Here is a 23,916-nt window from a genome sequence, read left to right on the forward strand (position 1 = left end):
TCTTTTAGTTATATTTTTCTAGAGTTCTTTCTATTGTATTTTTTGCCAGATTTAATATCTGATCAAATTGTTCATCAAGGGTAAGATTTGAGTTATCTATCTTTATAGCATCTTCTGCTTTACGGAGCGGAGAGTCTTTTCTTGTGCTATCTATGTGGTCACGATTCACTACATTTTTAAGTACATCTTCATAGGTAACATCTTCTCCTCTATCCTTGAGTTCGATAAACCTACGTTCTGCCCGATCTTTTGCTGTAGCGGTCATAAACAATTTTAATTCTGCTTCTGGAAAAACGACAGTTCCTATATCTCTACCATCCATGACAATTCCTTTGTCCTTACCCATCTCTTGTTGCTGTTCAACAAGTTTTCTTCTAACTTTGGATATGGCAGCAATTTTACTTACTTGTCTTGAAACAGCAAGTGTTCTAACTTCGCGCTCTATATTTTCACCGTTAAGAACAACTTCAGCAAGACCCGTTTTAGAACTCACTTCAAATCGGATATTAATCTCTTTAAGAACATTTTCTATTGATTGTTGATCAAAATTAGATTCAGTAATAAAAGATTTTCTCATCGCATATAAAGTCACTGCTCGATACATAGCTCCTGTATCTACATAGATATACCCCAAAGCTTTGGCTAATTGCCTGGCAACGGTGCTTTTTCCTGTTGAAGAATGCCCATCTATCGCGATAATAATTTTTTTAGTGCTCAATTATTGAAGATTAACATTAATACCAAAAGTACTGGTTGCTGCTGCAGAATTGTACCTAGCATAAGAATATGCAAATTTAAATTTTCCAAGCTTTAACGCAAATCCACCACTCAACCCAGCAAATGATCGTTGATCAACAATACGTAACTCTTCAGATCTTCTAAAATTATATCCTAATCTAATATTGAATCCTTTTTCAGGAAATAATTCTAAACCTAATACAACATGTCTTAACGCATTATTAAAAAAGCTAGGGTCATCTGCCTCTACATTTCCTTCAAGATCTGTTAAATCTCTTGCTGGATTTCTAAAAGCTATATCCCATACGTGTAAATTCTCTAATGTAAGATTCCAACGAACAGGAACACCACTAAGTGTTTGACCTATTCCGGCATCTACCGATAATGGTAAATCTTCTCTAGTATCAGCATACGTAGTGAATTGAGTCCCCAAGTTGCGAACTACAAGTCCAAAATCAAATTTGGTTTCCGGATTATGATAAATCAGTCCTAAATCCAAAGCACCACCTATAGAAGTAAACTCTTCTAATTTAGAAGAAATAAATTTAGCATTTGCTCCAACATGGATATCAGAATTAGGAATATTATAAGCATATCCTACAGAAACAGCTACCTCTCCTGCACTAAAATCCTCTGTCTCATTACCAAACTCATCAAAACCATCAAAACTACCATAATTAATATATGTAATTCCTGCGTGAAATACTCTTTCCTTTTCACCAAATGATCTTACATAAGCGACTGATCCATAATTAACATCAGCTATATAGTTTACATAATTTACAGCTAGTTGTCGATCCATTTCTTTATTTATAGAAGCTGGATTAAGCATTGCTGATGTAGGGTCTGTATTGTAACCTGTTACATACTTACCTCCAAGAGCCGCTTGTCTAGGTGAAGAAACCAGATTCAGAAACTGATACGTATACCTACCTCCTATCTGTGCAAAGGAACTTATTGTTATAAAAAATAATACTAGAAATAAATAATTGCGAATCATTAGCAGCAAAAATAAAAGAAACTATCTGGAAAACGATAGTTACGGTAAAAAATTTTACAGTCATACATAGAAAAGAAAAAACTTACCCTGTTAAAGTCATTTATTACCTTTTAATTATTGAAACATTGTATAGTAGAATACAAATATCATCAAAATATACACCATGCCATTAACATCAAATGCAGATAATAACTAAAACACTGATTATCAATATACTAAAATACAAGAAACAATATTTGAATCTTATTTGAGTTATACAATATTAGTGCCCCAATATTGATAATATTATATATTATTAATAAACCAACTTATAACACAAATCAATAATTAACTTAACACAATAACTATGGGCTTTTTCGATTTTTTAACTGAAAAAATTGCAATAGATCTAGGTACATCAAACACTCTTATCACTCATAACGGAAAAATAGCAATTAATACTCCTTCAATTATTGCTATGAATAGAATCTCTGGAAAAATAATCGCTGTTGGTAAAGAAGCCAATATGATGCGTGGTAAAATACATAACAATATAAAAACACTTTATCCTTTTAAAGATGGAGTTATTGCCAATTTTGATGCAGCAGAAAAAATGCTTAATACTTTTATCAAGAAATTATCTACCCTGCATCCTTTTTCATTTTCTACATCATATAATATGATCATCTCTATTCCTTGCGGGAGTACCGAAGTAGAAATGAGAGCTGTAAAAGAATCTGCAAAACGATTGAAAGCAAAAAAGGTTTTTTTGATTCACGAACCAATAGCTGCTGCAATTGGCAGTGGTATAGATGTATTAGAACCTAAAGGAAATTTGATTGTCGATATAGGTGGAGGTACCACAGAAGTCGCTGTAATTTCTCTTGGAAAAATCATAAGTGGTCAATCTGTAAAAATTGCCGGCAATGTTTTTAATGAAAATATAATCAGCCACATACGTGATAAACACGATCTACATATCGGAGAATCTATGGCAGAAAAAATAAAGATTAATATTGGTTCTGCCGTAAATAAATTGGAAACAACACCAAAATCCATACAAATTGAAGGGAGAGATATGTTAACGGGTAAACCGAAACAAGTACGAATAAACTATAGAGAAGTTGCTAAAAGCTTAGATAAGTCAATTGCTCATATAGAAAACAGCATCATCGAGACTTTATCAGAAGTACCACCAGAAATCTCTGCTGATATTTATAATTCTGGTATTTATCTTACTGGAGGTGGATCTATGCTACGTGGTCTTGATGATCGTTTATCAAGAACTACAGAATTACCAGTACATAAAGGAGAATATCCTCTCGAAGCAGTGGTAAAAGGTAGCGAGATTGTTCTTAAAAACATCAACCAATACAATCAGGTTTTAGTAAAAAAACCATTGGTATAATTGTCTACTACGGGTATACATAAAAAAAGCCAATCGATATCGATTGGCTTTTTTAGTATTATAGAATGGTTTCTTATAATTTCTTAGCATTCTTTACCTTGCTATTTGTAAGTGCCAAATCTAACACTTGGGTCATATCCTTTACATAGTGAAACGTTAAGCCCTTAAGGTAATCTTGATTTATCTCATCAATATCTCGTTTATTATCCTCACAAAGTAATATTTCTTTTATTCTAGCTCTTTTGGCTGCTAGTATTTTTTCTTTTATACCTCCTACTGGTAAAACCTTACCTCTTAAAGTAATCTCACCTGTCATTGCAATACTTTTCTTTACTTTACGCTGTGTAAACAATGAAACCAAAGATGTTAACATGGTAATTCCTGCACTAGGACCATCTTTAGGTGTAGCACCTTCAGGAACATGAATATGGACATTATACTTGTCAAAAATATCTGAATCAATCCCTAACTTATCAGCATTCGCTTTAATAAACTCCATTGCGATAGTAGCAGATTCTTTCATCACCTTACCAAGATTACCTGTAATTGTCAAACTACCTTTTCCTTTAGAAAGAATTGATTCTATAAATAATATATCACCACCAACACTTGTCCAGGCTAATCCTGTAACTACTCCGGCAACATCATTATTTTCATATTTATCACGTTCTAATTTAGGAGCTCCTAATACTTCTATAATATCCTCATTTGTACTTTTGATATTATACTCCTCCTCCATTGCTATATTTTTAGCAGCAAATCGAACCATTTTAGCAATCTGTTTTTCAAGACCTCTTACTCCTGATTCTCTGGTATATCCCTCTATTATCTTTTCTAACTGTGGTTTTGCAATTTTAAGATGTGAACTATTCATCCCATGTTCTACCAATTGTTTAGGTAATAGATGTTGTTTTGCAATTTCTACCTTTTCTTCAATAGTATACCCCGTTACGTTAATAATCTCCATACGGTCACGTAGTGCTGGTTGTATTGTACCTAAACTATTTGAAGTAGCGATAAACATCACTTTGGACAAATCAAATCCCATTTCAAGGAAATTATCATGGAATTCTGAGTTTTGCTCAGGATCCAAAACTTCTAATAAGGCAGATGATGGATCTCCCTGGTTTCCTACTGATAATTTATCAATCTCATCCAATACAAATACAGGGTTACTCGTTCCAGCTTTCTTAAGGCTTTGAATAATCCTTCCTGGCATTGCTCCGATATATGTTTTTCTATGTCCTCGTATCTCTGCTTCATCACGTAAACCTCCTAATGAGATTCTCACATATTCTCTACCTAAAGCCTCTGCAACAGATTTTCCTAATGATGTTTTACCAACACCTGGAGGTCCGTAAAGACAAAGTATAGGAGATTTCATATCATTACGAAGCTTGAGTACTGCCAAGTATTCAATAATACGGCGTTTTACTTCATCAAGACCATAATGATCCTTATCTAGTATCTTTTTTGCGCGTTTAAGATCAAATTTATCTTTACTGTATTCATTCCAAGGTAAATCCAGGAATAAATCCAGGTAATTGCGTTGTATTGAATACTCAGCCACCTGAGGATTCATACGTTGCATCTTAGCCAGTTCTTTATCAAAATGCTTCTTAACATTTTTATCCCACTGCTTTTTCTTGCTACGCAAACGCATTTCTTCAATTTCATCTTCATGAGATACTCCACCAAGCTCTTCTTGTATCGTCTTCATCTGTTGATGCAAAAAGTATTCTCTTTGTTGTTGGCTCATATCACTCTGAACCTTATTCTGAATATCGTTTCTAAGTTCGAGTTTTTGAAACTCAAGATTCATATACTTGAGTGTTGCCAAAGCACGTTCTTTTAAATCATTAATCTCTAGCAGTTTTTGTTTTTCTTCTACAGGAAGGTTAAGATTAGAAGAGACAAAATTGATTAAAAAAGAATTACTCTCTATATTTTTAATAGCAAATGATGCTTCAGAAGGAATATTAGGACTTTCTTTAATAATTTCTAAAGCAAGATCTTTAATAGAATCTATTATAGCACTAAATTCTTTATTCTCTTTGGCTGGCCTTGCCTCTGGAACTTCAATTACTTTAGCCTTCAGATAAGGGTTTTCTTCAACTATTCCATCAATACTAAACCTTTTCTTTCCTTGTAAAATCACAGTAGTATTTCCATCTGGCATTTTTAATACACGAAGAATACGAGCTACCACCCCAACCTTATTAATATCTTTTGCAGAAGGATTTTCTACATCTTCTTCAATTTGAGAAACTACTCCAATCGTTTTATTTCCGTTATTAGCTTCATTCAAAAGATTAATAGACTTATCTCGACCAGCTGTTATAGGTATAACAACTCCAGGAAACAAAACAGTGTTCCGTAATGGTAAAATTGGTAATATATCGGGTAAATCTTCTTTATTAATCTCTTCTTCATCCTCAGGAGTCATTAAAGGGATTAATTCTGCATCCTCATCAATTCCTTGGAATGACAAACTGTCAAGTGTTGTAAATTTGGTTTTAGCCATATGTGTATATCAAAGTCATTTTGTCATAAGACCTAATAACATTTTTTTAAAATTTGTTCAAACTGGTTCAAATAGTATTTAATGCCTGTAAAATAAGGTATTTATAATACTTCTGATAAGTATATTTCAATTGTTATGCCATAAACCATAAAAAAAAATTTAAAAAACTGTAACAAACTATATGTATCTATATCTTTATGTAAAAGTAAATCGATTTTTTTGTCACTAACCCAACAAAATACAGAGCAGCTAATAGCCATGTGTCGCAAGCAAGATCAGAATGCGCAACTTGAGATTTACAATCGCTATTACAAAGCAATGTTTAATACAGCTCTTAGAATTATAAAAGATGCTGCAGAAGCAGAAGATATTATGCAAGAAGCGTTTTTGACTGCTTTCACCAAATTACAAATGCTGGAAGATGACAGAATGTTTGGTGCTTGGTTAAAGAGGATTGTTATTAACTCGAGTCTTACAGCCTCAAGAAAAAATGATGCCCATCGAGAAGTATCGCTAGAAACTGTAGAATATGCACTTACTGATACTGATGGAGTTGCAGAAGAGGATTTAACTAAGGTAAAAGTTAATACTGTATTAAATAAACTAAATGAACTAAAAGACAGTTATAGCACTGCATTATCGTTACACTTAATTGAAGGGTATGATTATGAAGAGATCTGTCAAATTATGAATATATCATATTCGAATTGTCGTACACTTGTTTCGCGCGCAAAAGAAAGTTTACGAAAGAAATTACAATATGCTTGAATTATGAATAAAGACGAAATAGAAAATTTATTCGATCGTATGAAGGATCAATTAGACACTTTTGAACCTTCTCCAGATCATCAAACTAAGTTTTTAGAAAAACTTGCTCAACAAAATAAAGTTGTACAGTTAAAACCTGAAAAACAAAATTGGTATAAAGTATTTGCAATTGCTGCTTCTATAACAATATTGTTTGGAATCGCTTCTATGACCTTTATGTTTGATGATAAAAATGAAGCAGATTTGGCAAGCGTTTCGCCACAGATGCAAGAAACTCAAAGTTTTTTCACCTCTGCGATTCAAATTCAATTAGAAGAAATTGATAAAGCCTCATCTACCCAAACATCAGCTTTAGTTAATGATGCTATGAGCCAACTGGAGAAATTAGAATCTGACTACGAAACGTTGAAAAAAGATCTTGTACGTAGCGGGAATGATAAACGCGTAATCAGTGCTATGATCAAGAACTTTCAAAAACGTGCTAATTTGTTGGAGGATGTACTCCAAAAAATAAATGACATTAACAATTTAAAATTATCTGGAAATGAAAACTCTATACTTTAACCTAATTATACTTCTCCTCCTCCCAGCGATGGTTGTTGCCAACAATGGGAAACTAAAAGGCAAATACACCAAAGAGAAGACCTTAAATAAAGAATTCTCTGTTGATAGAGATGCACTACTTAAAATAAGTAATGATTACGGAAATCTTGATATTACCTCTTGGAATGAAAATAGAGTCGTAATGGAAATTAGCATTAAAGTTAGTGGAAATGACGAAGAAAAAGTAATCAAAAAACTTGAGAGTATCGATGTAGAATTTGAATCTACTTCTCAAATGGTTAGCGCTCGAACTACATTTAATAAAAATAACAAATCCTGGTGGGATAAGTTTACCAGCGGATGGAGCAATAACTTAAATCTTAAAATCAACTATACTGTAAAAGTTCCTGTAACTAATCGTGTAGATTTGAATAACGACTACGGAAGTATTACCTTAGACAAAATAGAAGGTGCTGCTAGAATTAATTGTGACTATGGACAAATAATTATAGGAGAATTATTGAATTCTGACAATAGTATTAATATTGATTATACCAATAATAGTACAATAAAGTATATGAAAAGCGGTAAAATCAACGCTGATTATTCTGATTTTGAATTAGGTGAATCTTTAGACTTAGATCTTAACGCAGATTATACGCAATCCAAAATAAATTCGGTTAAAAACCTGGATTACAATTGTGATTATGGCGGAATAAAAGTTGATAATGTTGGCGAAATGACAGGAAATGGAGATTACTTAGATACAAAAATTGGTAATGTATCACGCGGATTGAGTATCGTTTCGGACTATGGATCAATACGTGTAAAAAGCTTAAAGTCCTCTACAAAAAATGTTACAATAAAAACTGATTATACCAGTGTAGATATGGGATATGAATCTGGTTATAATTTCGATTTTATTATTAAAACTTCATATGGAGGAATCAGTTTAGATGACAGTATTACGGTACAGAAAAAGTCTAAAAAAGATTCTAGAAAAGAATATGAAGGTTATAACGGACAACAAAATAGTGGTAATACTATCAATATATACTCCAGTTACGGAGGAATCAAATTAAGAAAAAACTAATAACAAAAATCATTCAATCAATTATGAGAACAGTAGCAATTATTTTATGTCTCGCCGTATGCAGTATTACTTCATTACAAGCACAATGGTGGGGAAATGGGAAAAAAATACAAGGAGATGGTAACATGGTTACCAAAAACAGAAATATTTCTGACTATGATGAAATCAAAGTAAAAGGTAGTCTTGATGTATCCTTGATATCTGGAACAGAAGGTAATATTATGATCGAAGGAGAAAATAACCTTATTGAATATATTATGACAGAAGTTGAAGGTGATGCTTTAAAGATCTACGTAAAAAAAGGGTATTACTTAAAACCTTCTAGAGGGAAAAAATTAGTGATAACTGTACCTTTTAAGGATGTTTCTGCAGTAACTTTATCAGGTTCTGGAGATATTTATAGTACAGATACTATTAAAGCTTCTGATTTTAAAACTGGGGTTTCTGGTTCTGGTGATGTAACCTTAGTGGTAGATGCACAAAATACTTGGGGTCAGGTTTCAGGAAGTGGAGATCTTGTTCTTAGTGGTTCTTCAGAAAACTTTCAGGGTAAAGTATCTGGATCAGGTGACCTTCAAGCATTTGATTTGAAAGCTAAAAGTGTAACTGCGGCTGTAGCTGGTTCTGGAGATGTAGAAGTTACTGCTACTTATTCCTTAAAAGCACGAGTATCTGGTTCTGGTGATATTTATTACCGTGGTAATCCGGAAAAAGAAGATAAAAGTGTAAGCGGATCAGGGGATATTACTAAAAAATAATCCAATATCCATACTTCAATAATTAAAAGCTGCTTAAGAGTAATATGCTCTTAAGCAGTTTTTAATTATAATAATCTCTATTTTTACAAATTATTTAGTATACTATACGTTATAAACGCATAGTATCGTTCATTTCAAATTGTAATTGTATTGTTGTTTTTGCCCAAAAAAGAAATTCCGTTTTTTCAAATCGTTCCAGATGATTATGTAGATATCCACTCACATTTGATTCCAGGTATTGACGATGGTGTAAAAACTATATATCAATCAACCTACATCATCGAAAGATTTAAAGAGCTTGGGTTTAAAAAAATAATCACAACACCTCATGTGATGCAAGAGGTTTGGCCAAATAGTTCTGAAATTATAAGAAAAAAGCATCTGGAAATGCAAAGTGTTCTTAAGACACTTAATGTGACAGATATTGATTTTTCGGTAAGTGCAGAATATATGATGGATGATTTGTTTTATACACTACTTAAAAACAAAGATATTATCCCTTTGTATGATAATTATATTTTGGTAGAGATGTCTACATTTAACCCTCCTATTAATCTGAAAGAAATTTTATTTGAAATAAAACTAACTGGGTATACTCCTATTCTTGCTCATCCGGAACGATATTCTTTTTATCATAACGATTTAAAAAAATATGAAGAACTTAAAGAAGCTGGAATCTTATTTCAACTTAATTTATTGTCTCTTTCTGGGTTCTATGGTGAGAAAGTTCAAGATATCTCCATGTACCTTTTATCAAAAGGTGCTATTGATTTTTGTGGAACTGATGTTCATAATTACAGTCAGTTAGAATTATTAGAAAAAGGATTCTTTCCAAAATATGCAAAAAAGATAATTCCTATAATGGAAAGGAACTCAAAATTCCTCTAACTTTTATTCCCATAACCATACCCATAGTTATAACCGGTACTATTACCTGCTGCATTCAATAGTACAGCCATATTTGGCAAACGACGATCTCTATAAAAGTTTTCAGGAACTTGTAGAACTCTCTTATCAGAATAGTTTTCTCTAACTATATAGATACTTAAATCTGCTAATTCAGCAATAAGTAAAGTATCTGTAACCAAACTAACAGGAGCTGTATCTACTACAATATAATCAAAATTTTTCTCCAGATACTTAAACATATCCTTCACCTTATCCTGCATCAATAACTCTGCTGGATTAGGAGGAATAACTCCTGAAGGTAATATATATATTGGATCATCTCCTTCTTGTTTATAAATCACATCTTTTGGTTCAAGATCTGTATTCATAATATAATTTGTGAATCCTATAGTATCCTTACCATTAGGAAGCTCCAGAAACTTATGAAATTTAGGATCTCTAAAATCTGTTCCTACATAGGCAACTTTTTTACCAGAAACTGCTAAGGTTTTTGCCAAATTAGAAGATATTAATGTTTTACCTTCTCCAGAAACTGTAGAAGTTACAAATACAACTTTACCTGTATTTTTATTTATCCCAGCCATTAAGAAATCTAAGTTAGTTCTAAGAATTCTAAACGCTTCTGCAATACCTGATCTACTGTTACGAGAAATAACAATAGTACTTTTCTTAGATTTGGTTTTAGGTATAGATCCTAATATAGGCATAGAAAGTACTTTTTCTAAATCTTCTTTTGAATTTACTTTAACATTAAACAATTCTCCTAAGTAGATAATAGAAAACGGAAGAAGTAATCCTAAAAACACTGCTCCAAAATAGATCATCTTCTTATTAGGAGAAACAGGAAAGGATCCTATGGTAGTAGCTCTATCAATCACTCTTGCGTTAGAAAGTGTTATATGACTTGTGATTTCGGCTTCTTCTCTTTTCTGTAATAGATATAGATATAATTGTTCTTTAATAGTCTGTTCTCGCTCTATAACTCTTAAATCTTTTTGACGTATAGGTGCATTATATAATTTACCACTAAAGTATTTATCCTGTGTTCTTAAGCTATTTAATCTAATATTAATAGTGCTTTTTACACTATTCAAACTTCCTATCAGCACTTGTCTTAATCCATCTAATTGTTCATCGATATTAACAACAACTGGATTTTGCTCACTAGATGTTTTTAAAAGTCGTTTACGTTGAAAAATCAACCCATTATATCGAGCTACTGTATTAGAGATATTTGGGTCATCAAAACCTAAATTAGAAGGTATTGGATCATTTCTTCCTTCTTGACTTAGTACAAAATTACGCATAGATTCGATCAAACTTAATTGCGTAGAATATCTCGAAATCTCCTGGATATTTCTAGAATCTATATCTGCAACTCTTTGTGTTTGCGCAGCCACATCATTAGTTAGTCCGAATTTTGATTTATAACCTGCGGCTTCATCATCTACTTCTGAAAGATCCCCAGATATAAGATCCAAACGATCATTTATAAAATCAGCTGTTCTTGCAGACGTTTGCTTTTTATCTTCTACCGCTGCTTTATTATATTCTTTTACAAGGTCATTAATGATATCTTTTGCCTTTTCTTTAACTGCATCATTAAGAGAAATTCGTAAAATAGAAGAATTCTTACCTGCCGTAGAAATTGATATTCTGCTTCGATACCTCTCTGCTATAAATTTTACAGGGCTGATTTTGATTTTTATGACCTTTCCTACATTAGATTCTAAATCTTCTACACTTGGAGTTATAACAATATCTCCAATGCTGGTATTAATAGTTTTTCCAAAAGAATGATCACTTATTTTTTGTTTTTTCTCATCTACAAATGAAAAAGAAGTTCCCGAATTTATTAGTACTCTAAAGATTTTATCTTTTGTATCTACAATAGAATCAGGTGATAAAAAATTAATTTCAACAAGTGATTTAGGATAGTTTTCTATTTCTAACAACCTGCCTTCAGAAAAATATCTAACATTCAGATTCAGATTATTAACCACATTAGTAATTAAGGTTCTGGATTTTAGAATTTGTATTTCATTCTCGATTTTATTTTGGGTATTATCCAAAAGCCCCAAATCTTTAAACGCAGAAAGTTCAGACTCACTTATACTTTCATCTTGTGAAATCATAATAGTCCCTGAAACATTATACTTAGGAATGGTATATCTAACATACATATATGCTAATACACCAAACACCACTACACTAAGTACAAACCAATACCATTTTCTTAGATATTTGATAATCTGATCTCTTAAATTGAAGCCAGATCCCGTTGAAGGTGGTAAAAAATTATCTTTAGTTTGATTATTATCGCTAATCATAAATATTATCTTAGAATCAGTGCTAAAGCACTTAAAGTAACCCCAACTATACTAAGAATGATCCCAAAAACATTATTATTAGTTCTAGAGCTTCTAACCTGTGATTCATTGGGTTCTACATAAAGTACGTCATTTTGTGCAAGATAATAAGCTGGTGAATCAAAAATTGTTTTAGAAGTAAGATCTATTCTGTGATATGTATTTACCCCATCATTTTCTCTAATTATCATTACATTTTGTCTTTTTCCTCTAATAGTCATATCTCCTGCTAATCCCAAAGCTTCAATAATGGTAATTCTTTCATTAGGTATTGTAAAAGATCCTGGAGTATTTACTTCTCCCATTACAGTAATCTTAAAATTCTTAAGTCTAATACTTACTATAGGATCTTTAATATAAATTTTTAATTTTTCTTTTATCATTTCTTTTACCTGAACCCTTGTTAAACCAGCAAGTTTTAATTTTCCTAAAACGGGAAAATCTATATTTCCCTGTTCATCAATCAGATAAGTAGGTTCTGCAGTACCTGCGCCAGAAGATGCTGCATTCTCTCCAGAAATACCAGCTGTAATCGAAGATCCTTGCATTAAATTAAAAGGACGTGCTGCATCCATATCTGATGCCGAAACTAGAATACTTATTACATCATCTACTTTAAAAACTGGAGTAAATGAATTTTTGGATGGAATTTGTTCTAAATCTTTAGAATTCTGAAAGTACACTACATCAGCAGGTGCTTTACAAGAAAAAACAAGAACTGAAATTATAAGAAAAAGTAACGGTTTATAGGATTGCATAGGTATAAATGCTTTAAAATATTTCAAATAAGTCACAAAAATATAATATTATTTTTTTAGACAAGAGTTTACAAAGTATTATTATACTAGTGTCTTTTGTCTTTTTTGCTCCTTTTCTTTATTTTCCTTGTCGATACTTTCAAAAGTAGAATTATTGGATATATATTCTGGTACTATTTCTTTTAATTTACCAACGATAAGATCATCCTGATTAAATAAATTCATAATACACAAATCTTCAATTTTATCTCTTACTCTTGGGCAATCAGCATCATCAAACTTACTAATCATTATCTTCTTATGATATGTTGGTAAGGTATTTTCTGTATCCGCAAGAAGTTCTTCATATAATTTCTCTCCAGGTCGTAATCCCGTTATTTCAATATCAATATCATCTGGATAATTTAACCCTGATAAACGTATCATTTTCTTAGCAAGATCAAAAATCTTAACAGATTCTCCCATATCAAAAATAAAGATCTCTCCTCCATTACCCATTGTTCCAGCCTCAATAACTAACTGAGAAGCTTCTGGAATGGTCATAAAGAAACGAGTAACACTCTCGTGAGTAACTGTTAACGGTCCTCCTTTTTCTATTTGTTTCTTGAATAAAGGTATTACAGATCCATTTGATCCTAGCACATTACCAAATCGAGTAGTGATAAATTTTGTATTGCTTCTTTTATGCAAGCATTTGATATACATTTCTGCAACTCTTTTGGTTGCTCCCATCACATTGGTAGGGTTTACAGCCTTATCCGTTGAGACAAAAACAAACTTGTCTACATCATATTCTATAGATAAATCTGCAAGCTTACGTGTTCCTAATACATTAATCTTAATGGCTTCACAAGGGTTATTCTCCATAAGAGGAACATGCTTATATGCTGCTGCGTGAAACACCATATTTGGTTTAAATTTCTCAAATATTGTTTCAACCCTTTGATGATCTCTAATATCTGCAACAATTGGAGTAAAATTAGACACTCCTTTACTTAAAAGTTCTTGCTGTAGATCGTATAACGGTGATTCTGCCTGATCAACTAAAACCAAATGTTTATAACTATAATACGAAGCTTGTCTTACAATCTCGCTACCGATAGAACCGGCAGCTCCTGTAATAAGTATTATTTTATCATGAAGTTCATTCTTAATATTTTCATTCTCCATACAAATAGGAGCTCTATCAAGTAAATCTTCAATCTGAATTTGTTTTATTTGAGAAACTTTTAATTTACCATCTATCCAATCATTAACTGCAGGAATTATTTTTACTTTAACTGGTAACTTTAATAATTCATCAGAGATTTCAGATAATCGTTTTTTATTAATATGTGGTATAGACACAATAATCTCGTTGATATTGTGCTTAGAAATAAAGTTCCCGCTCACAGAATTAGAACTATAAACATTTATCCCATTAATTGTTTTACCTACTTTTTGTGGGTTATCATCTACAAAACCAACAACAGTAATAGATCTCTGAGAATCATTAGTGATAGCAGCAAGTGTAATAAGACCTGAGTCTCCTGCTCCATAGATCATAATTCGTGAATTCTCTCCTAATTTTGATTTTATATAGTAATAACAATATTTAAACACTAATCTACTAGTAGTCAAAGTAATGATGTTCAATAGATAATGAACACATATAATTGAGACAGGAATGTTTAATAATTCTGGTATTAATGATAATCTACTAAAAACCATTAACCCTCCACTTAAAGCAATTAGAACTGTAACTGATAAAAATAGATTATAGGCATCTCTCATACCCGTATGTCTAACTACTCCTTTATAAGAACCAACAAGTAGAAAACTAATTGCTGCAAGCACTACCATCACTGGCATTTGAAACAACATATTCGTAGTATCAAAATCAAGTGTGATACCGAATCTAATAACATACGCTATAAAGAAATTAAGCATCGTAATTGCTATATCAATAGATAGCACTAACCACTTAGAGGCATGTTTATGTGAATTATTGATTAAGAAATTTTTTATCATCTCAATACTTTTTTAATTACCGATACAATTCTATATAAATCTTCTTCTTCGAGATTGGATCCGCTGGGTAAGCAAAGTCCTCGATCAAATAGGTCATCAGAAATTCCATTGAGGTAGGCATCACAATCTGAAAAAACAGCTTGCTGATGCATGGGTTTCCATAAAGGTCTTGATTCTATGTTTTCTTGAGCTAATAAATGCCTTATTTCTTCTCTTAGTTCAAAAGAACTTGTTTCTATACAAGTCAACCATCGGTTAGAATAAAATCCTAATGGTTCTTCTAGAAACTTAACTTCAGAAGAATCTCCAATATGTTTCTTGTAAAAATTATAATTATTCTTTCTTCTATTTACATGGGTATCCAATACTTGCATCTGCCCTCTTCCTATACCCGCTATAATATTACTCATTCTGTAATTGTATCCAATTTCAGAATGCTCATAATGTGGTGCATTATCTCTAGCTTGAGTAGCTAGAAATATTGCTTTATCTTTATGTTGTTTGTTTTTAGAAACCAATGCTCCACCACCCGAAGTTGTGATAATCTTGTTTCCGTTAAATGATAAGATTGCTATATCTCCAAAAGTACCACATTTTACTCCGTGATATGAACTCCCTAAAGCTTCTGCACTATCTTCTAATACAGGAATTCTATATTTTGCAGCAATATTATGTACTGCTTCTACATTATACGGCATTCCATATAAATGCACAGCTATGATTGCTTTTACCTTCTTTCCTTTACTAATTCTATCTTTAATAGCAATTTCTAACTGCTCCGGACAAATGTTCCATGTGCTTCGTTCGCTATCTATAAAAACAGGTTTAGCTCCCAAATATACTATTGGATTGGCAGAAGCAGCAAATGTCATACTTTGGCACAAAACTTCATCCCCATTGGAGACACCTAATAGTTGCAATCCTAAATGAAGTGCTCCAGTTCCAGAACTAAGTGCTGCTACGTTAACGCCTTCATCAAGATATGTTTCAAGATCTCTCTCGAACCCATCAACATTAGGACCCAATGGCGCGACCCAGTTTGTGTCAAATGCTTCTTTAACAAAATCTTGTTCGGTTCCTCCCATGTGCGGTGAAGAAAGCCATATTCTTTTCGAATCAATTATATTCATAATCTCCCCATTAATAATGAACAATAATTTACCTGTTCAATCAATAGATTAAAAAATAACCCATGATCAATTTCTTTTTCATGACAATCTAAAAATATTAGGAAGAAGGGGGTAGAAACTTCCAAAAATCGAATTAAACTCTTACTGTTTTTTCCAATAGCTAAAATAGTTCAGTTGGATTAATTATCAGCTTAAAATTTAATTTTTTAGACAGAATACTTAAAAAAAACGTTTAACGACTCAAGTCATTCTCATTAACCTGCTAAAATAATTATGTTTCGTAGGAAAAACATCCAAGCCCCTACATTTATTTTACTTGTATAAATAAACAAATAGTGCCAATTAACTCCCTTTTACTTAAACATTTAATCTTTTTAACAAATTTTAATAAGAAAAATCCTCAACCCTTGTAATCTTTATTCTACTATTCTTAATTCCCCTCTTAATTAACATTTTTACAAGGGCAAGTATAGTGATCATAATCCAGTTAAACACAAGTTTTATACCTAATTATTTTTGGGTTCTTTCCCCCTATTCTAAATTCTATTAATTCCTATTTTTATGCTTTTAAAAATTGATAAAATCAAAAAATAATTTGCAGAATGTTTGATTTATTTAATTAAATACATAAAATTTACACCCGTTCAATAATAAAAATCATGTATGTAGTGATTTTTGTTTAAGTAATCTCTCCCCGAAATTTATTTTAATAGTAATACATGTTATTTAATTCATTAGAATATTTCATATTTCTACCAGTTGTTTTTATTCTTTACTGGTATATTTTTAATAAAAAAGTTCAGATTCAGAACGGCTTTGTTCTTCTGGCCAGCTATGTGTTTTATGGATTATGGGATTGGAGGTTTTTATTTCTTATTCTTGCCAGCACTATTGTTGATTTTTTTGCAGGACAGTTAATACACGCTAATGAAAATACGAAGAAGAGAAAAGCCTGGCTTTGGGTAAGTGTTATTTTTAACATTGGACTTCTGGGATTCTTCAAATACTATAATTTCTTTATAAATTCTTGGGTAGATTTCATTTCATTTTTTGGGTATGAATTAAAGAGTTCCTGGACATTACAGATTATTTTACCTGTTGGAATATCTTTTTATACTTTTCAAACCATGTCTTATTCATTAGACATTTATTACAAGAGACTTACACCTACCAAAAACTTTATTTCATTTGCTACATTTGTTAGTTTCTTTCCTCAATTAGTGGCTGGACCTATCGAAAGAGCTTCTAACTTGTTATCTCAAATTACCTCAAAGAGATCTTTTAATTATATCCAATGTAAGGAAGGGGTAAAACTTATACTTTGGGGGCTCTTTAAAAAAATTGTAATCGCAGATTCTATTGCTCCAATTGTAGATGATATTTTTGGCAACTATTCTGATTTCTCTGCTTCTACTTTAGTATTAGGGGTATCTTTATTTAGTTTTCAAGTTTACGGTGATTTTAGTGGATACTCAGATATTGCTATCGGTACTGCCAAGCTTTTTGGAATTGAATTGAGATCAAATTTTAAGTTTCCAAGCTTTTCCAGAAATGTCGCAGAATATTGGCAACGATGGCATGTATCATTATCCACCTGGTTTAGACATTATGTATATATCCCACTTGGAGGAAGCCGGGTAAGCAAGCTTAAATCAGTAAGAAATATCGTTATAATCTTCTTGGTAAGTGGTTTTTGGCATGGTGCTAACTGGACTTTTATTACCTGGGGAGCTATCCATGCTGTATTATACATTCCAGTATTTTTGATGGGTAGAAATCGTATTTATATGAATAATGTTGTTGCAGAAAATAGTTGGTTTCCATCTTTTAAAGAAATATTACAAATATTACTAACCTTCTCTTTGGTAACGTTTTCAAGAGTATTTTTTAGATCCGAATCTATTACCGATGCTTTTGGTTTTTTAAAACAATTATACAACAACTTTTCATTTGAAATTTATCACCACCCATTAGGATATCGTATGATAGATTATTTTATCCTATTGGGACTTTTTGTTTTATATGAGTTCAGAATTAGAAGAGATGAACGAGCTCCTTTTAAATTTAAATCAAAGATTGTACGATTTATCCTATATACATTAGTAATTTTAGGAATGCTACTATTTTTTGATGATCAAATAGATAGGTCCTTTATATATTTTCAATTTTAGTAAATAATGAAAAAACTTATTGGCAAAAGTATATTGTATAGCACACTCATCCTTCTTTCGTTAGAAGGTTTAGTAAGGGTTTTTCATTTAGGAAAAGATACTCCTAATCGCTATTTAGATGAGTATAATGTAGAAAAATGGAAGCCTAATCAAAATGGAGTTTCGGTTACAGGAAATCGAAAACAAAACTTTGCCGAATATCGTATTAATGAATCGGGGTATAACTCTTACAGAGAATTTACTCCGACAAAAGATAAGATTGAGATTGCATTAGTAGGTGATTCTTTTATAGAAGGGTTTCATCAAAATTATTATAATTCTATCGGAAAAAAAATAGAAAGCATTTTATCTGAAGTAGATATCTTTGAATATGGGTATGCTGGATATGATATGGCTGATCAGTTACATCTTATTAATGCATATAAAGATCAATTTGAACTCATTGATCATGTAATACTGGGGTTTAAATTTTCTAATGATTTAACCCGTAATAAATATGAAGTGATTCATGAGAGACTCGCTTTAGAATCTCCATTAAATAAATTATTAAAAAAGAGCAAACTACTTGTTTATTGCAAGAGCATTGGAATATTAGATCCTCCTAAAAGACTCATTTCAAAAGTGATTAACACCGTTAATAATAAAAAGAAAAAAACTAAAACAGATTCTGAAAAAACGGCTCGTATTAAAGCTGAAAAAGAAAAAAAATATATAAAAAATTTCAAAAGCTTAGTTGCTACATATGGCTTTGATAAAGAAAAGTTTACATTATTATTAGATTCTAAGGTAACTAGTCAAACCTTTCTTTCTTATCTTGATAAAAATGATTTTAATTATATAGATTTTTCTCAAGCAATGGAAGCATCAAAAAAGCCTACTACACTCATCTATGACAGACATTGGAACAATCATGGAAGAGATATTATTGCTAATCTTATTTCAGAATATTTAAGCAAAAATAGTATTACCAATAAATAGACTAATTATCTATTCTTTTCTATATCTAGGAAAAAAATCGCTATCTTCTTCAATGTTTGAATACGTAGCTGATAACTCTTTGTACACTTCTTTATTTACAATGTATCGCCAAATCTTAAAATCTTTATAATCTTTAGAAAATGATGATTTAAACCTAAATAAAGAATCCTCTGAACTACCTAAACCACCACCCAGGTTAAAATATCGATACTTTTTATCTGTACCTTTAATTCTCATTTCGTCAATTAGCAAGCGTATTGGAGTGAGATGTAGATAATCGTTAAGAGTTCCTGATATATGATACTGTATAATGTCATTGGTTTTAACCATCATTGCAGCAGAAATGACCTCTTCTGTCTCATTATGAACTGCACATAATATTTCTGTATCAAAATCTGTACTATTTATAAAACTATAGAAATAATCTTTATCAAAATAGTAAGATTTTCGAGCTTGTACCCTATCCATATTCTCATAGTACAACTTCATGAAAATAGAAATATCTTCTTTTGATGTTATTGATTTAATAGAACAAAGTTTTCTTGCTTTATTTATGTATCGCTTAGTAGTTTTTGAAAAAAGACTTCGTTGAATTTGCGGATCCAACGTAAGGTCAATATTAACTACCTGGCTTAATTTTTTTATCTCCCCCAACCCATCAAGTATTTCTTGCTGATTTTGAATCAAAGGATTTAATCTAGAAAATACCGAAACAACTTTTTGCTCTTTAAAAAAAAGCTGAAGTTGATTTCTAAAATCTAAGTTATCAAAAGCATTATCTATATTTTTTTGGATTGGCCCTGCATATCCATAAACCGAAGTGATATCGTAATAATCTGTGTCAAATATTTTTCTGAGTAACAAAGGAAGCCCTATAATTTTATCCTCTTTTTCATATTTAATCAATATTGGTGTCTCATCAGCAGATTTTGACAAATGATGATAATCATATGTATGGTAAAAATCATAATACCCAACATTCTCTAGCAAATCATGCCAATCTTTTTTATTTTTCAGGACATTAATATGTGCTGCTAACGAACTCATTATTTATTAATCATTTTGTCTATATAATGGAAAAAAACTTTTATCCGTATCCTCAAGGCACTTCATACCATCTGGGTTGCATTTTTTTTCAATCAATTCATCATATGCGGTACGATCAACAATTTTTCGACCTGTATAATAAATAGCATCTTCATCATTCGGAAAAAATGACTTTTTATACTTATATAAACCATCTCCATTTTCTCTTCCACCGCCTAGCACATAATATTTATAATTATTATCTCTTGCCCAGTTCATTACTTCTATTTTTAGAAAATCATTGGGCCTGGTAAAAAAGTAATCGGATAATGTCCCTCCTAAATAAGAATATAAGGTATCCCCACCAATCAATATTAACTCTGTCGAAATAGGAACCGAATCCTTATACACCATTGCAATAATTCTTGAATCGGGGTTTTCTAAAATAAAATTTCTGAAATAATCTATATAGTGAAAATACTGAGAATGAGCATTATTACGTTGCATGGTTTGGATATAGATATCATAAAAATCTTTTATAATTTCTTCAGAAATCGGGTTTTGATATACTACAATTTCCAAGCCTTCTTGAATTGCTTTTCTATAATTGTTCCTTACTTTTGGTTTAAACTTGTTCCATTGTTCTTCTTTATCAAGAATAACACCTTTTACATTTTTTAAAGAAGGAACCAGTACTCCAGAATATTCATTAAAATTATCATTGAGACTAAACCTAATAAATTCACTCACTACTTTTTTTCTCCGATACCACTGATCTGTCTGTTGCCAAAAATATTGGATAAGATGATCATTTACTTCTTCTGTATCAAACAAAGGACCACTATACCCATAGGGTGATGTAATATCATAATGCACCGTTTCTTCACCTTCAATTGTAATTTCTCTTATATAAAAAGGCATTACAATTATTGGCTTTTCACTCTTTTCTAAAACAAAATAATTCAATTGATACTTATTCATATCGGTAGTATCCAGTAACTCTGTTTTATAGAATGGATTAGAATTATTGAGTGATTGAAGGGCCTCTTTATACTTCTCTAACCCTATTTCATCTTTAATCTTATGTACTTTGAATTTTGTGGATAAAATCATGTGATTTAAATAACTTTCACCTTCTTTTCTTTTTCTTATTACTTTAGCTGGAATTCCATAGGCGACCTTATGATCACTTATATCATGAGTAACTACTGCTCCAGAACCTATCACGGTATGGTTTCCTATTGACAAATTTTGAATAATATTAGCTCCCAAGGATATTGCTGAAAACTCTCCAATGGTTACTGTACCTCCTACCGTTACGCTTGGTGCCAGACTTGAAAAGTTTTTCATTATACAATCATGACCTAAATTGGCATTTGTATTTATAATACAAAAATCCCCAACATCGGCATCTGCATTTACTTTACCTGCCGTAAGGATTACAGTGCCTTTTCCTATAGTTGCATATTTACTTACAATAGCAGATGGATGAATTAATGAAACAAACTCAAAATCAGGTGCCATTTCATTTATTTTAGAATACATAGAGTACCTCGTCCAATTATCTCCAATAGCTATGATCCCCTTGCGAATACCTTTTTTTATTAAGTCTGGTATTATTTCTTCTTTTCCTAAAATTTCATACCCAAGCACTTTTTCTCCTTCAGGTTTAAATGAATCTATAAAACCTTCGATTTTATATTCATTTCCAAGTTCTATAGTATCTACCACAACTTTGGCATGACCAGATGCTCCTATGACCAGAATTTTATCCATTTCTGTGTTTTTTTACAATCTTGTTATAATGGTAATTGTATCTTCATGCCACACTCACTTTTTGTGCATTAACTCTTCCTTTAATTAGGTATGTTTTTTCTTGATTTATCATTCTATAAACCTTAATATCCTCTATTTTCTCTGATGATGAGTATAAAAAATCATAAACCAGTCTTTTTAAAAAAGAAAAGGTTTCCGTATTGATATTTACATCTATCAGGTCTTTATTTTCTATGTTTTCTTTATATTCTACAACCTTATATTCTTGAAATGTCTTTTTGTTTTTAATCTTTAAAGTAAACAAAATCCTATTGAACACTTCATTCATATTCTTAGATCTTAAAAATGCTTTAAACCTAAAATAATGTATTATCATGAAAGCAATGAAAGCTCCTACCCAGGATTTTCGATTATACAAAATATGATACTTAAAACTATATGCTTCATCGCTCCATTGTGTTTTATAACCAAACCTACCTTTAGAAAAATCAAAAATCTTCAATTTATTATCTATTGACCATTCTAAAAGTTTATTGATAATAGTAAACCCAAGATAAAACTTAGAGTAATCAGTATCAAAAGCTGTAATAGCTCCTATAGCAATCTCATCAGAGTGATAATTTATTGATCCAGCTATAGGGATATTTCTATCACAGATCACGAATATGGATGCTTTTTTCTCTAACACCATATCATAGATTAAATCATAGTAAAAATCCCACTCCTTCTGATCTAGATTATTATTATAAACTTGTTTATTAGAAAATCGACGTTCTAACAAATTTTTAAAGGTACTGAATATTAAATCATATTTTTCTCTGGAAATCTCTCCAAAATACATATTGTATTTGATATCAAAGCAACTCTCTAATCTTCTTTGATATTTTCTAATTTTATATAAGCTACTCTTCCCAAATTTACTTTTTCTATAACTTTCAATATCAGAATATTTCTGAGTATTTACCAAAAATCCTTCATACTGTTCAACTTCTATTTGTTGTAAAGATGAACTTGTCTCTACAGCTGATACATTAAAATAATCTGGCACATCATATATCAGGAATACTTTATTTTTAAGTTTTTCTTCTATTGTACTGGAAACAATGTAAGATACTCCTTTGGTTAAGTTTTTGCCAACATTAATATATACAGGAAAAAATGTATGCCTTACAAATGACAACTGACTTATAAAACCAAATCTGTGTATAGTTTTGGATTTATTAAAATGTTTATTCCATTTGTCAATAAATATTTTTGAATTAAATGGGTTATCCTTCATTGCTTTTGTACGTACTCCTGTAATTATGTGTTCAAATCATGTATATCTTGTTCTTGTTATGGGGTAAAAGTGATTTTAAATAGACTATTCGTCATCTCCTCCTGTAAACACAGGCATATTAAGGTTGTCCTGGCTATTTACTCCTTCTTTGATCAAAACCTTCTTAATTGTCTTTATAATGATTTTTATATCCAATCCTAGAGATATATTGTCAACATACCAAACATCATATTCAAACTTTTGTTTCCAACTAATAGCATTACGACCATTTACTTGTGCCCATCCAGTTATTCCTGGTTTTACATCGTGTCTACGCTTTTGCTGATCGTTATACAATGGTAAATATTGAACCAATAAAGGTCTTGGTCCAATAACACTCATATCCCCTTTAAGAACATTAAATAATTGTGGAATCTCATCTAAAGAATATTTTCTTACAAATGCTCCTATTTTGGTAATTCTATACTCATAAGGAAGTAATTCTCCATGTTCATCTTTTTTATCATTCATACTCTTAAGTTTGATAATTTTAAACAGTCTCCCATTCTTTCCTGGCCTGGTTTGAAAGAAAAACGGTTTTCCATTATTAGCAAATAACAGAATAATCACTACAGTTATTAGAACTGGAGATAACACTAATAAACCTATTAATGCAGCAAAAAAATCCAAGATTCTTTTTATAAATAGTTTGTACATAAC

General features: G+C 31.2%; 19 protein-coding genes. 8 read left to right on the forward strand and 11 right to left on the reverse strand.

Annotation, left to right across the window (positions count from 1 at the left end; all coding sequences use genetic code 11):
* Nucleotides 1-4: 4 nt before the first annotated feature.
* Both cmk and porQ read right to left on the reverse strand, forming a co-directional pair.
* Nucleotides 5-718 (reverse strand): (d)CMP kinase, encoded by a 714-nt coding sequence (gene cmk / locus U0D62_RS11630; RefSeq protein ID WP_322287458.1) that lies wholly within the window; start codon nucleotides 716-718, stop codon nucleotides 5-7.
* On the reverse strand, nucleotides 719-1,738 hold the full coding sequence (porQ, locus tag U0D62_RS11635) for a type IX secretion system protein PorQ (protein WP_322287459.1): 1,020 nt from the start codon (nucleotides 1,736-1,738) through the stop codon (nucleotides 719-721).
* Nucleotides 1,739-2,084: 346 nt separating this feature from the next.
* On the opposite strand from porQ, the gene mreB reads away from it, so the two are divergent.
* Entirely contained in the window at nucleotides 2,085-3,125 is a 1,041-nt protein-coding gene (gene mreB, locus U0D62_RS11640) for a rod shape-determining protein (RefSeq protein ID WP_322287460.1), read from the forward strand.
* A gap of 73 nt (nucleotides 3,126-3,198) precedes the next feature.
* On the opposite strand, the gene lon is transcribed toward mreB, so the two are convergent.
* On the reverse strand, nucleotides 3,199-5,649 hold the full coding sequence (gene lon, locus U0D62_RS11645) for an endopeptidase La (RefSeq protein WP_322287461.1): 2,451 nt from the start codon (nucleotides 5,647-5,649) through the stop codon (nucleotides 3,199-3,201).
* A gap of 219 nt (nucleotides 5,650-5,868) precedes the next feature.
* On the opposite strand from lon, the gene U0D62_RS11650 reads away from it, so the two are divergent.
* The 5 genes from U0D62_RS11650 to U0D62_RS11670 all read left to right on the forward strand — a co-directional run bounded on the left by U0D62_RS11650 (nucleotide 5,869) and on the right by U0D62_RS11670 (nucleotide 9,699).
* Complete coding sequence (locus U0D62_RS11650; RefSeq protein ID WP_322287462.1) at nucleotides 5,869-6,417, forward strand: RNA polymerase sigma factor; 549 nt, start codon at nucleotides 5,869-5,871, stop codon at nucleotides 6,415-6,417.
* 3 nt (nucleotides 6,418-6,420) lie between these two features.
* Nucleotides 6,421-6,981 (forward strand): hypothetical protein, encoded by a 561-nt coding sequence (locus U0D62_RS11655; RefSeq protein WP_322287463.1) that lies wholly within the window; start codon nucleotides 6,421-6,423, stop codon nucleotides 6,979-6,981.
* The gene (locus U0D62_RS11660; RefSeq protein ID WP_322287464.1) at nucleotides 6,962-8,053 is read left to right on the forward strand and encodes a DUF4097 family beta strand repeat-containing protein; all 1,092 of its coding nucleotides are present in this window, start codon (nucleotides 6,962-6,964) and stop codon (nucleotides 8,051-8,053) included. The genes U0D62_RS11655 and U0D62_RS11660 overlap by 20 nt, the downstream gene beginning before the upstream one ends.
* A gap of 23 nt (nucleotides 8,054-8,076) precedes the next feature.
* Nucleotides 8,077-8,811 carry a head GIN domain-containing protein gene (locus U0D62_RS11665; RefSeq protein WP_322287465.1) on the forward strand — a complete coding sequence of 245 codons (735 nt, stop codon included), beginning with the start codon at nucleotides 8,077-8,079 and terminating at the stop codon, nucleotides 8,809-8,811.
* A 159-nt stretch (nucleotides 8,812-8,970) separates the two neighbouring features.
* On the forward strand, nucleotides 8,971-9,699 hold the full coding sequence (locus U0D62_RS11670; protein WP_322287466.1) for a tyrosine-protein phosphatase: 729 nt from the start codon (nucleotides 8,971-8,973) through the stop codon (nucleotides 9,697-9,699).
* Here U0D62_RS11670 and U0D62_RS11675 read toward each other — a convergent pair.
* The 4 genes from U0D62_RS11675 to U0D62_RS11690 all read right to left on the reverse strand — a co-directional run bounded on the left by U0D62_RS11675 (nucleotide 9,696) and on the right by U0D62_RS11690 (nucleotide 15,987).
* Nucleotides 9,696-12,050 carry a GumC family protein gene (locus U0D62_RS11675; protein ID WP_322287467.1) on the reverse strand — a complete coding sequence of 785 codons (2,355 nt, stop codon included), beginning with the start codon at nucleotides 12,048-12,050 and terminating at the stop codon, nucleotides 9,696-9,698. The two genes, U0D62_RS11670 and U0D62_RS11675, sit on opposite strands and share 4 nt — an antisense overlap.
* A gap of 5 nt (nucleotides 12,051-12,055) precedes the next feature.
* Nucleotides 12,056-12,847: a polysaccharide biosynthesis/export family protein gene (locus tag U0D62_RS11680; RefSeq protein ID WP_322287468.1), complete on the reverse strand. Its 792-nt coding sequence runs from the start codon at nucleotides 12,845-12,847 to the stop codon at nucleotides 12,056-12,058.
* 81 nt (nucleotides 12,848-12,928) lie between these two features.
* Entirely contained in the window at nucleotides 12,929-14,857 is a 1,929-nt protein-coding gene (locus U0D62_RS11685; RefSeq protein WP_322287469.1) for a polysaccharide biosynthesis protein, read from the reverse strand.
* Nucleotides 14,854-15,987 (reverse strand): DegT/DnrJ/EryC1/StrS family aminotransferase, encoded by a 1,134-nt coding sequence (locus U0D62_RS11690; protein ID WP_322287470.1) that lies wholly within the window; start codon nucleotides 15,985-15,987, stop codon nucleotides 14,854-14,856. Before U0D62_RS11690 ends, U0D62_RS11685 begins: the two co-directional genes overlap by 4 nt.
* 719 nt (nucleotides 15,988-16,706) lie before the next feature.
* On the opposite strand from U0D62_RS11690, the gene U0D62_RS11695 reads away from it, so the two are divergent.
* Nucleotides 16,707-18,158: an MBOAT family O-acyltransferase gene (locus U0D62_RS11695; RefSeq protein WP_322287471.1), complete on the forward strand. Its 1,452-nt coding sequence runs from the start codon at nucleotides 16,707-16,709 to the stop codon at nucleotides 18,156-18,158.
* Between the two features lie 6 nt (nucleotides 18,159-18,164).
* Nucleotides 18,165-19,136, forward strand: coding sequence for a hypothetical protein (locus U0D62_RS11700; protein WP_322287472.1), 972 nt, complete (start codon nucleotides 18,165-18,167; stop codon nucleotides 19,134-19,136).
* Nucleotides 19,137-19,145: 9 nt separating this feature from the next.
* On the opposite strand, the gene U0D62_RS11705 is transcribed toward U0D62_RS11700, so the two are convergent.
* From U0D62_RS11705 to U0D62_RS11720, 4 genes are all read right to left on the reverse strand, one after another.
* Nucleotides 19,146-20,183 (reverse strand): GNAT family N-acetyltransferase, encoded by a 1,038-nt coding sequence (locus tag U0D62_RS11705; protein ID WP_322287473.1) that lies wholly within the window; start codon nucleotides 20,181-20,183, stop codon nucleotides 19,146-19,148.
* Between the two features lie 6 nt (nucleotides 20,184-20,189).
* Nucleotides 20,190-21,938, reverse strand: a complete 1,749-nt coding sequence (locus U0D62_RS11710) for a NeuD/PglB/VioB family sugar acetyltransferase (protein ID WP_322287474.1) — start codon at nucleotides 21,936-21,938, stop codon at nucleotides 20,190-20,192.
* Between the two features lie 43 nt (nucleotides 21,939-21,981).
* Nucleotides 21,982-23,217, reverse strand: a complete 1,236-nt coding sequence (locus U0D62_RS11715) for a GNAT family N-acetyltransferase (protein ID WP_322287475.1) — start codon at nucleotides 23,215-23,217, stop codon at nucleotides 21,982-21,984.
* An 84-nt stretch (nucleotides 23,218-23,301) separates the two neighbouring features.
* Nucleotides 23,302-23,913 carry a sugar transferase gene (locus tag U0D62_RS11720; RefSeq protein ID WP_322287476.1) on the reverse strand — a complete coding sequence of 204 codons (612 nt, stop codon included), beginning with the start codon at nucleotides 23,911-23,913 and terminating at the stop codon, nucleotides 23,302-23,304.
* Nucleotides 23,914-23,916 lie beyond the last annotated feature (3 nt).

It is taken from the genome of Aquimarina callyspongiae (assembly GCF_034322225.1).
Classification (GTDB): domain Bacteria; phylum Bacteroidota; class Bacteroidia; order Flavobacteriales; family Flavobacteriaceae; genus Aquimarina.

Excerpts from the sequence above, each read along its gene's own strand:
- porQ (WP_322287459.1), bottom strand. The coding sequence starts at position 1,738 with ATGATTCGCAATTATTTATTTCTAGTATTATTTTTTATAACAATAAGT.
- mreB (WP_322287460.1), top strand. The coding sequence starts at position 2,085 with ATGGGCTTTTTCGATTTTTTAACTGAAAAAATTGCAATAGATCTAGGT.
- lon (WP_322287461.1), bottom strand. The coding sequence starts at position 5,649 with ATGGCTAAAACCAAATTTACAACACTTGACAGTTTGTCATTCCAAGGA.
- U0D62_RS11655 (WP_322287463.1), top strand. The coding sequence starts at position 6,421 with ATGAATAAAGACGAAATAGAAAATTTATTCGATCGTATGAAGGATCAA.
- U0D62_RS11660 (WP_322287464.1), top strand. The coding sequence starts at position 6,962 with ATGAAAACTCTATACTTTAACCTAATTATACTTCTCCTCCTCCCAGCG.
- U0D62_RS11665 (WP_322287465.1), top strand. The coding sequence starts at position 8,077 with ATGAGAACAGTAGCAATTATTTTATGTCTCGCCGTATGCAGTATTACT.
- U0D62_RS11675 (WP_322287467.1), bottom strand. The coding sequence starts at position 12,050 with ATGATTAGCGATAATAATCAAACTAAAGATAATTTTTTACCACCTTCA.
- U0D62_RS11680 (WP_322287468.1), bottom strand. The coding sequence starts at position 12,847 with ATGCAATCCTATAAACCGTTACTTTTTCTTATAATTTCAGTTCTTGTT.
- U0D62_RS11685 (WP_322287469.1), bottom strand. The coding sequence starts at position 14,857 with ATGATAAAAAATTTCTTAATCAATAATTCACATAAACATGCCTCTAAG.
- U0D62_RS11690 (WP_322287470.1), bottom strand. The coding sequence starts at position 15,987 with ATGAATATAATTGATTCGAAAAGAATATGGCTTTCTTCACCGCACATG.
- U0D62_RS11695 (WP_322287471.1), top strand. The coding sequence starts at position 16,707 with ATGTTATTTAATTCATTAGAATATTTCATATTTCTACCAGTTGTTTTT.
- U0D62_RS11700 (WP_322287472.1), top strand. The coding sequence starts at position 18,165 with ATGAAAAAACTTATTGGCAAAAGTATATTGTATAGCACACTCATCCTT.
- U0D62_RS11705 (WP_322287473.1), bottom strand. The coding sequence starts at position 20,183 with ATGAGTTCGTTAGCAGCACATATTAATGTCCTGAAAAATAAAAAAGAT.
- U0D62_RS11710 (WP_322287474.1), bottom strand. The coding sequence starts at position 21,938 with ATGGATAAAATTCTGGTCATAGGAGCATCTGGTCATGCCAAAGTTGTG.
- U0D62_RS11715 (WP_322287475.1), bottom strand. The coding sequence starts at position 23,217 with ATGAAGGATAACCCATTTAATTCAAAAATATTTATTGACAAATGGAAT.
- U0D62_RS11720 (WP_322287476.1), bottom strand. The coding sequence starts at position 23,913 with ATGTACAAACTATTTATAAAAAGAATCTTGGATTTTTTTGCTGCATTA.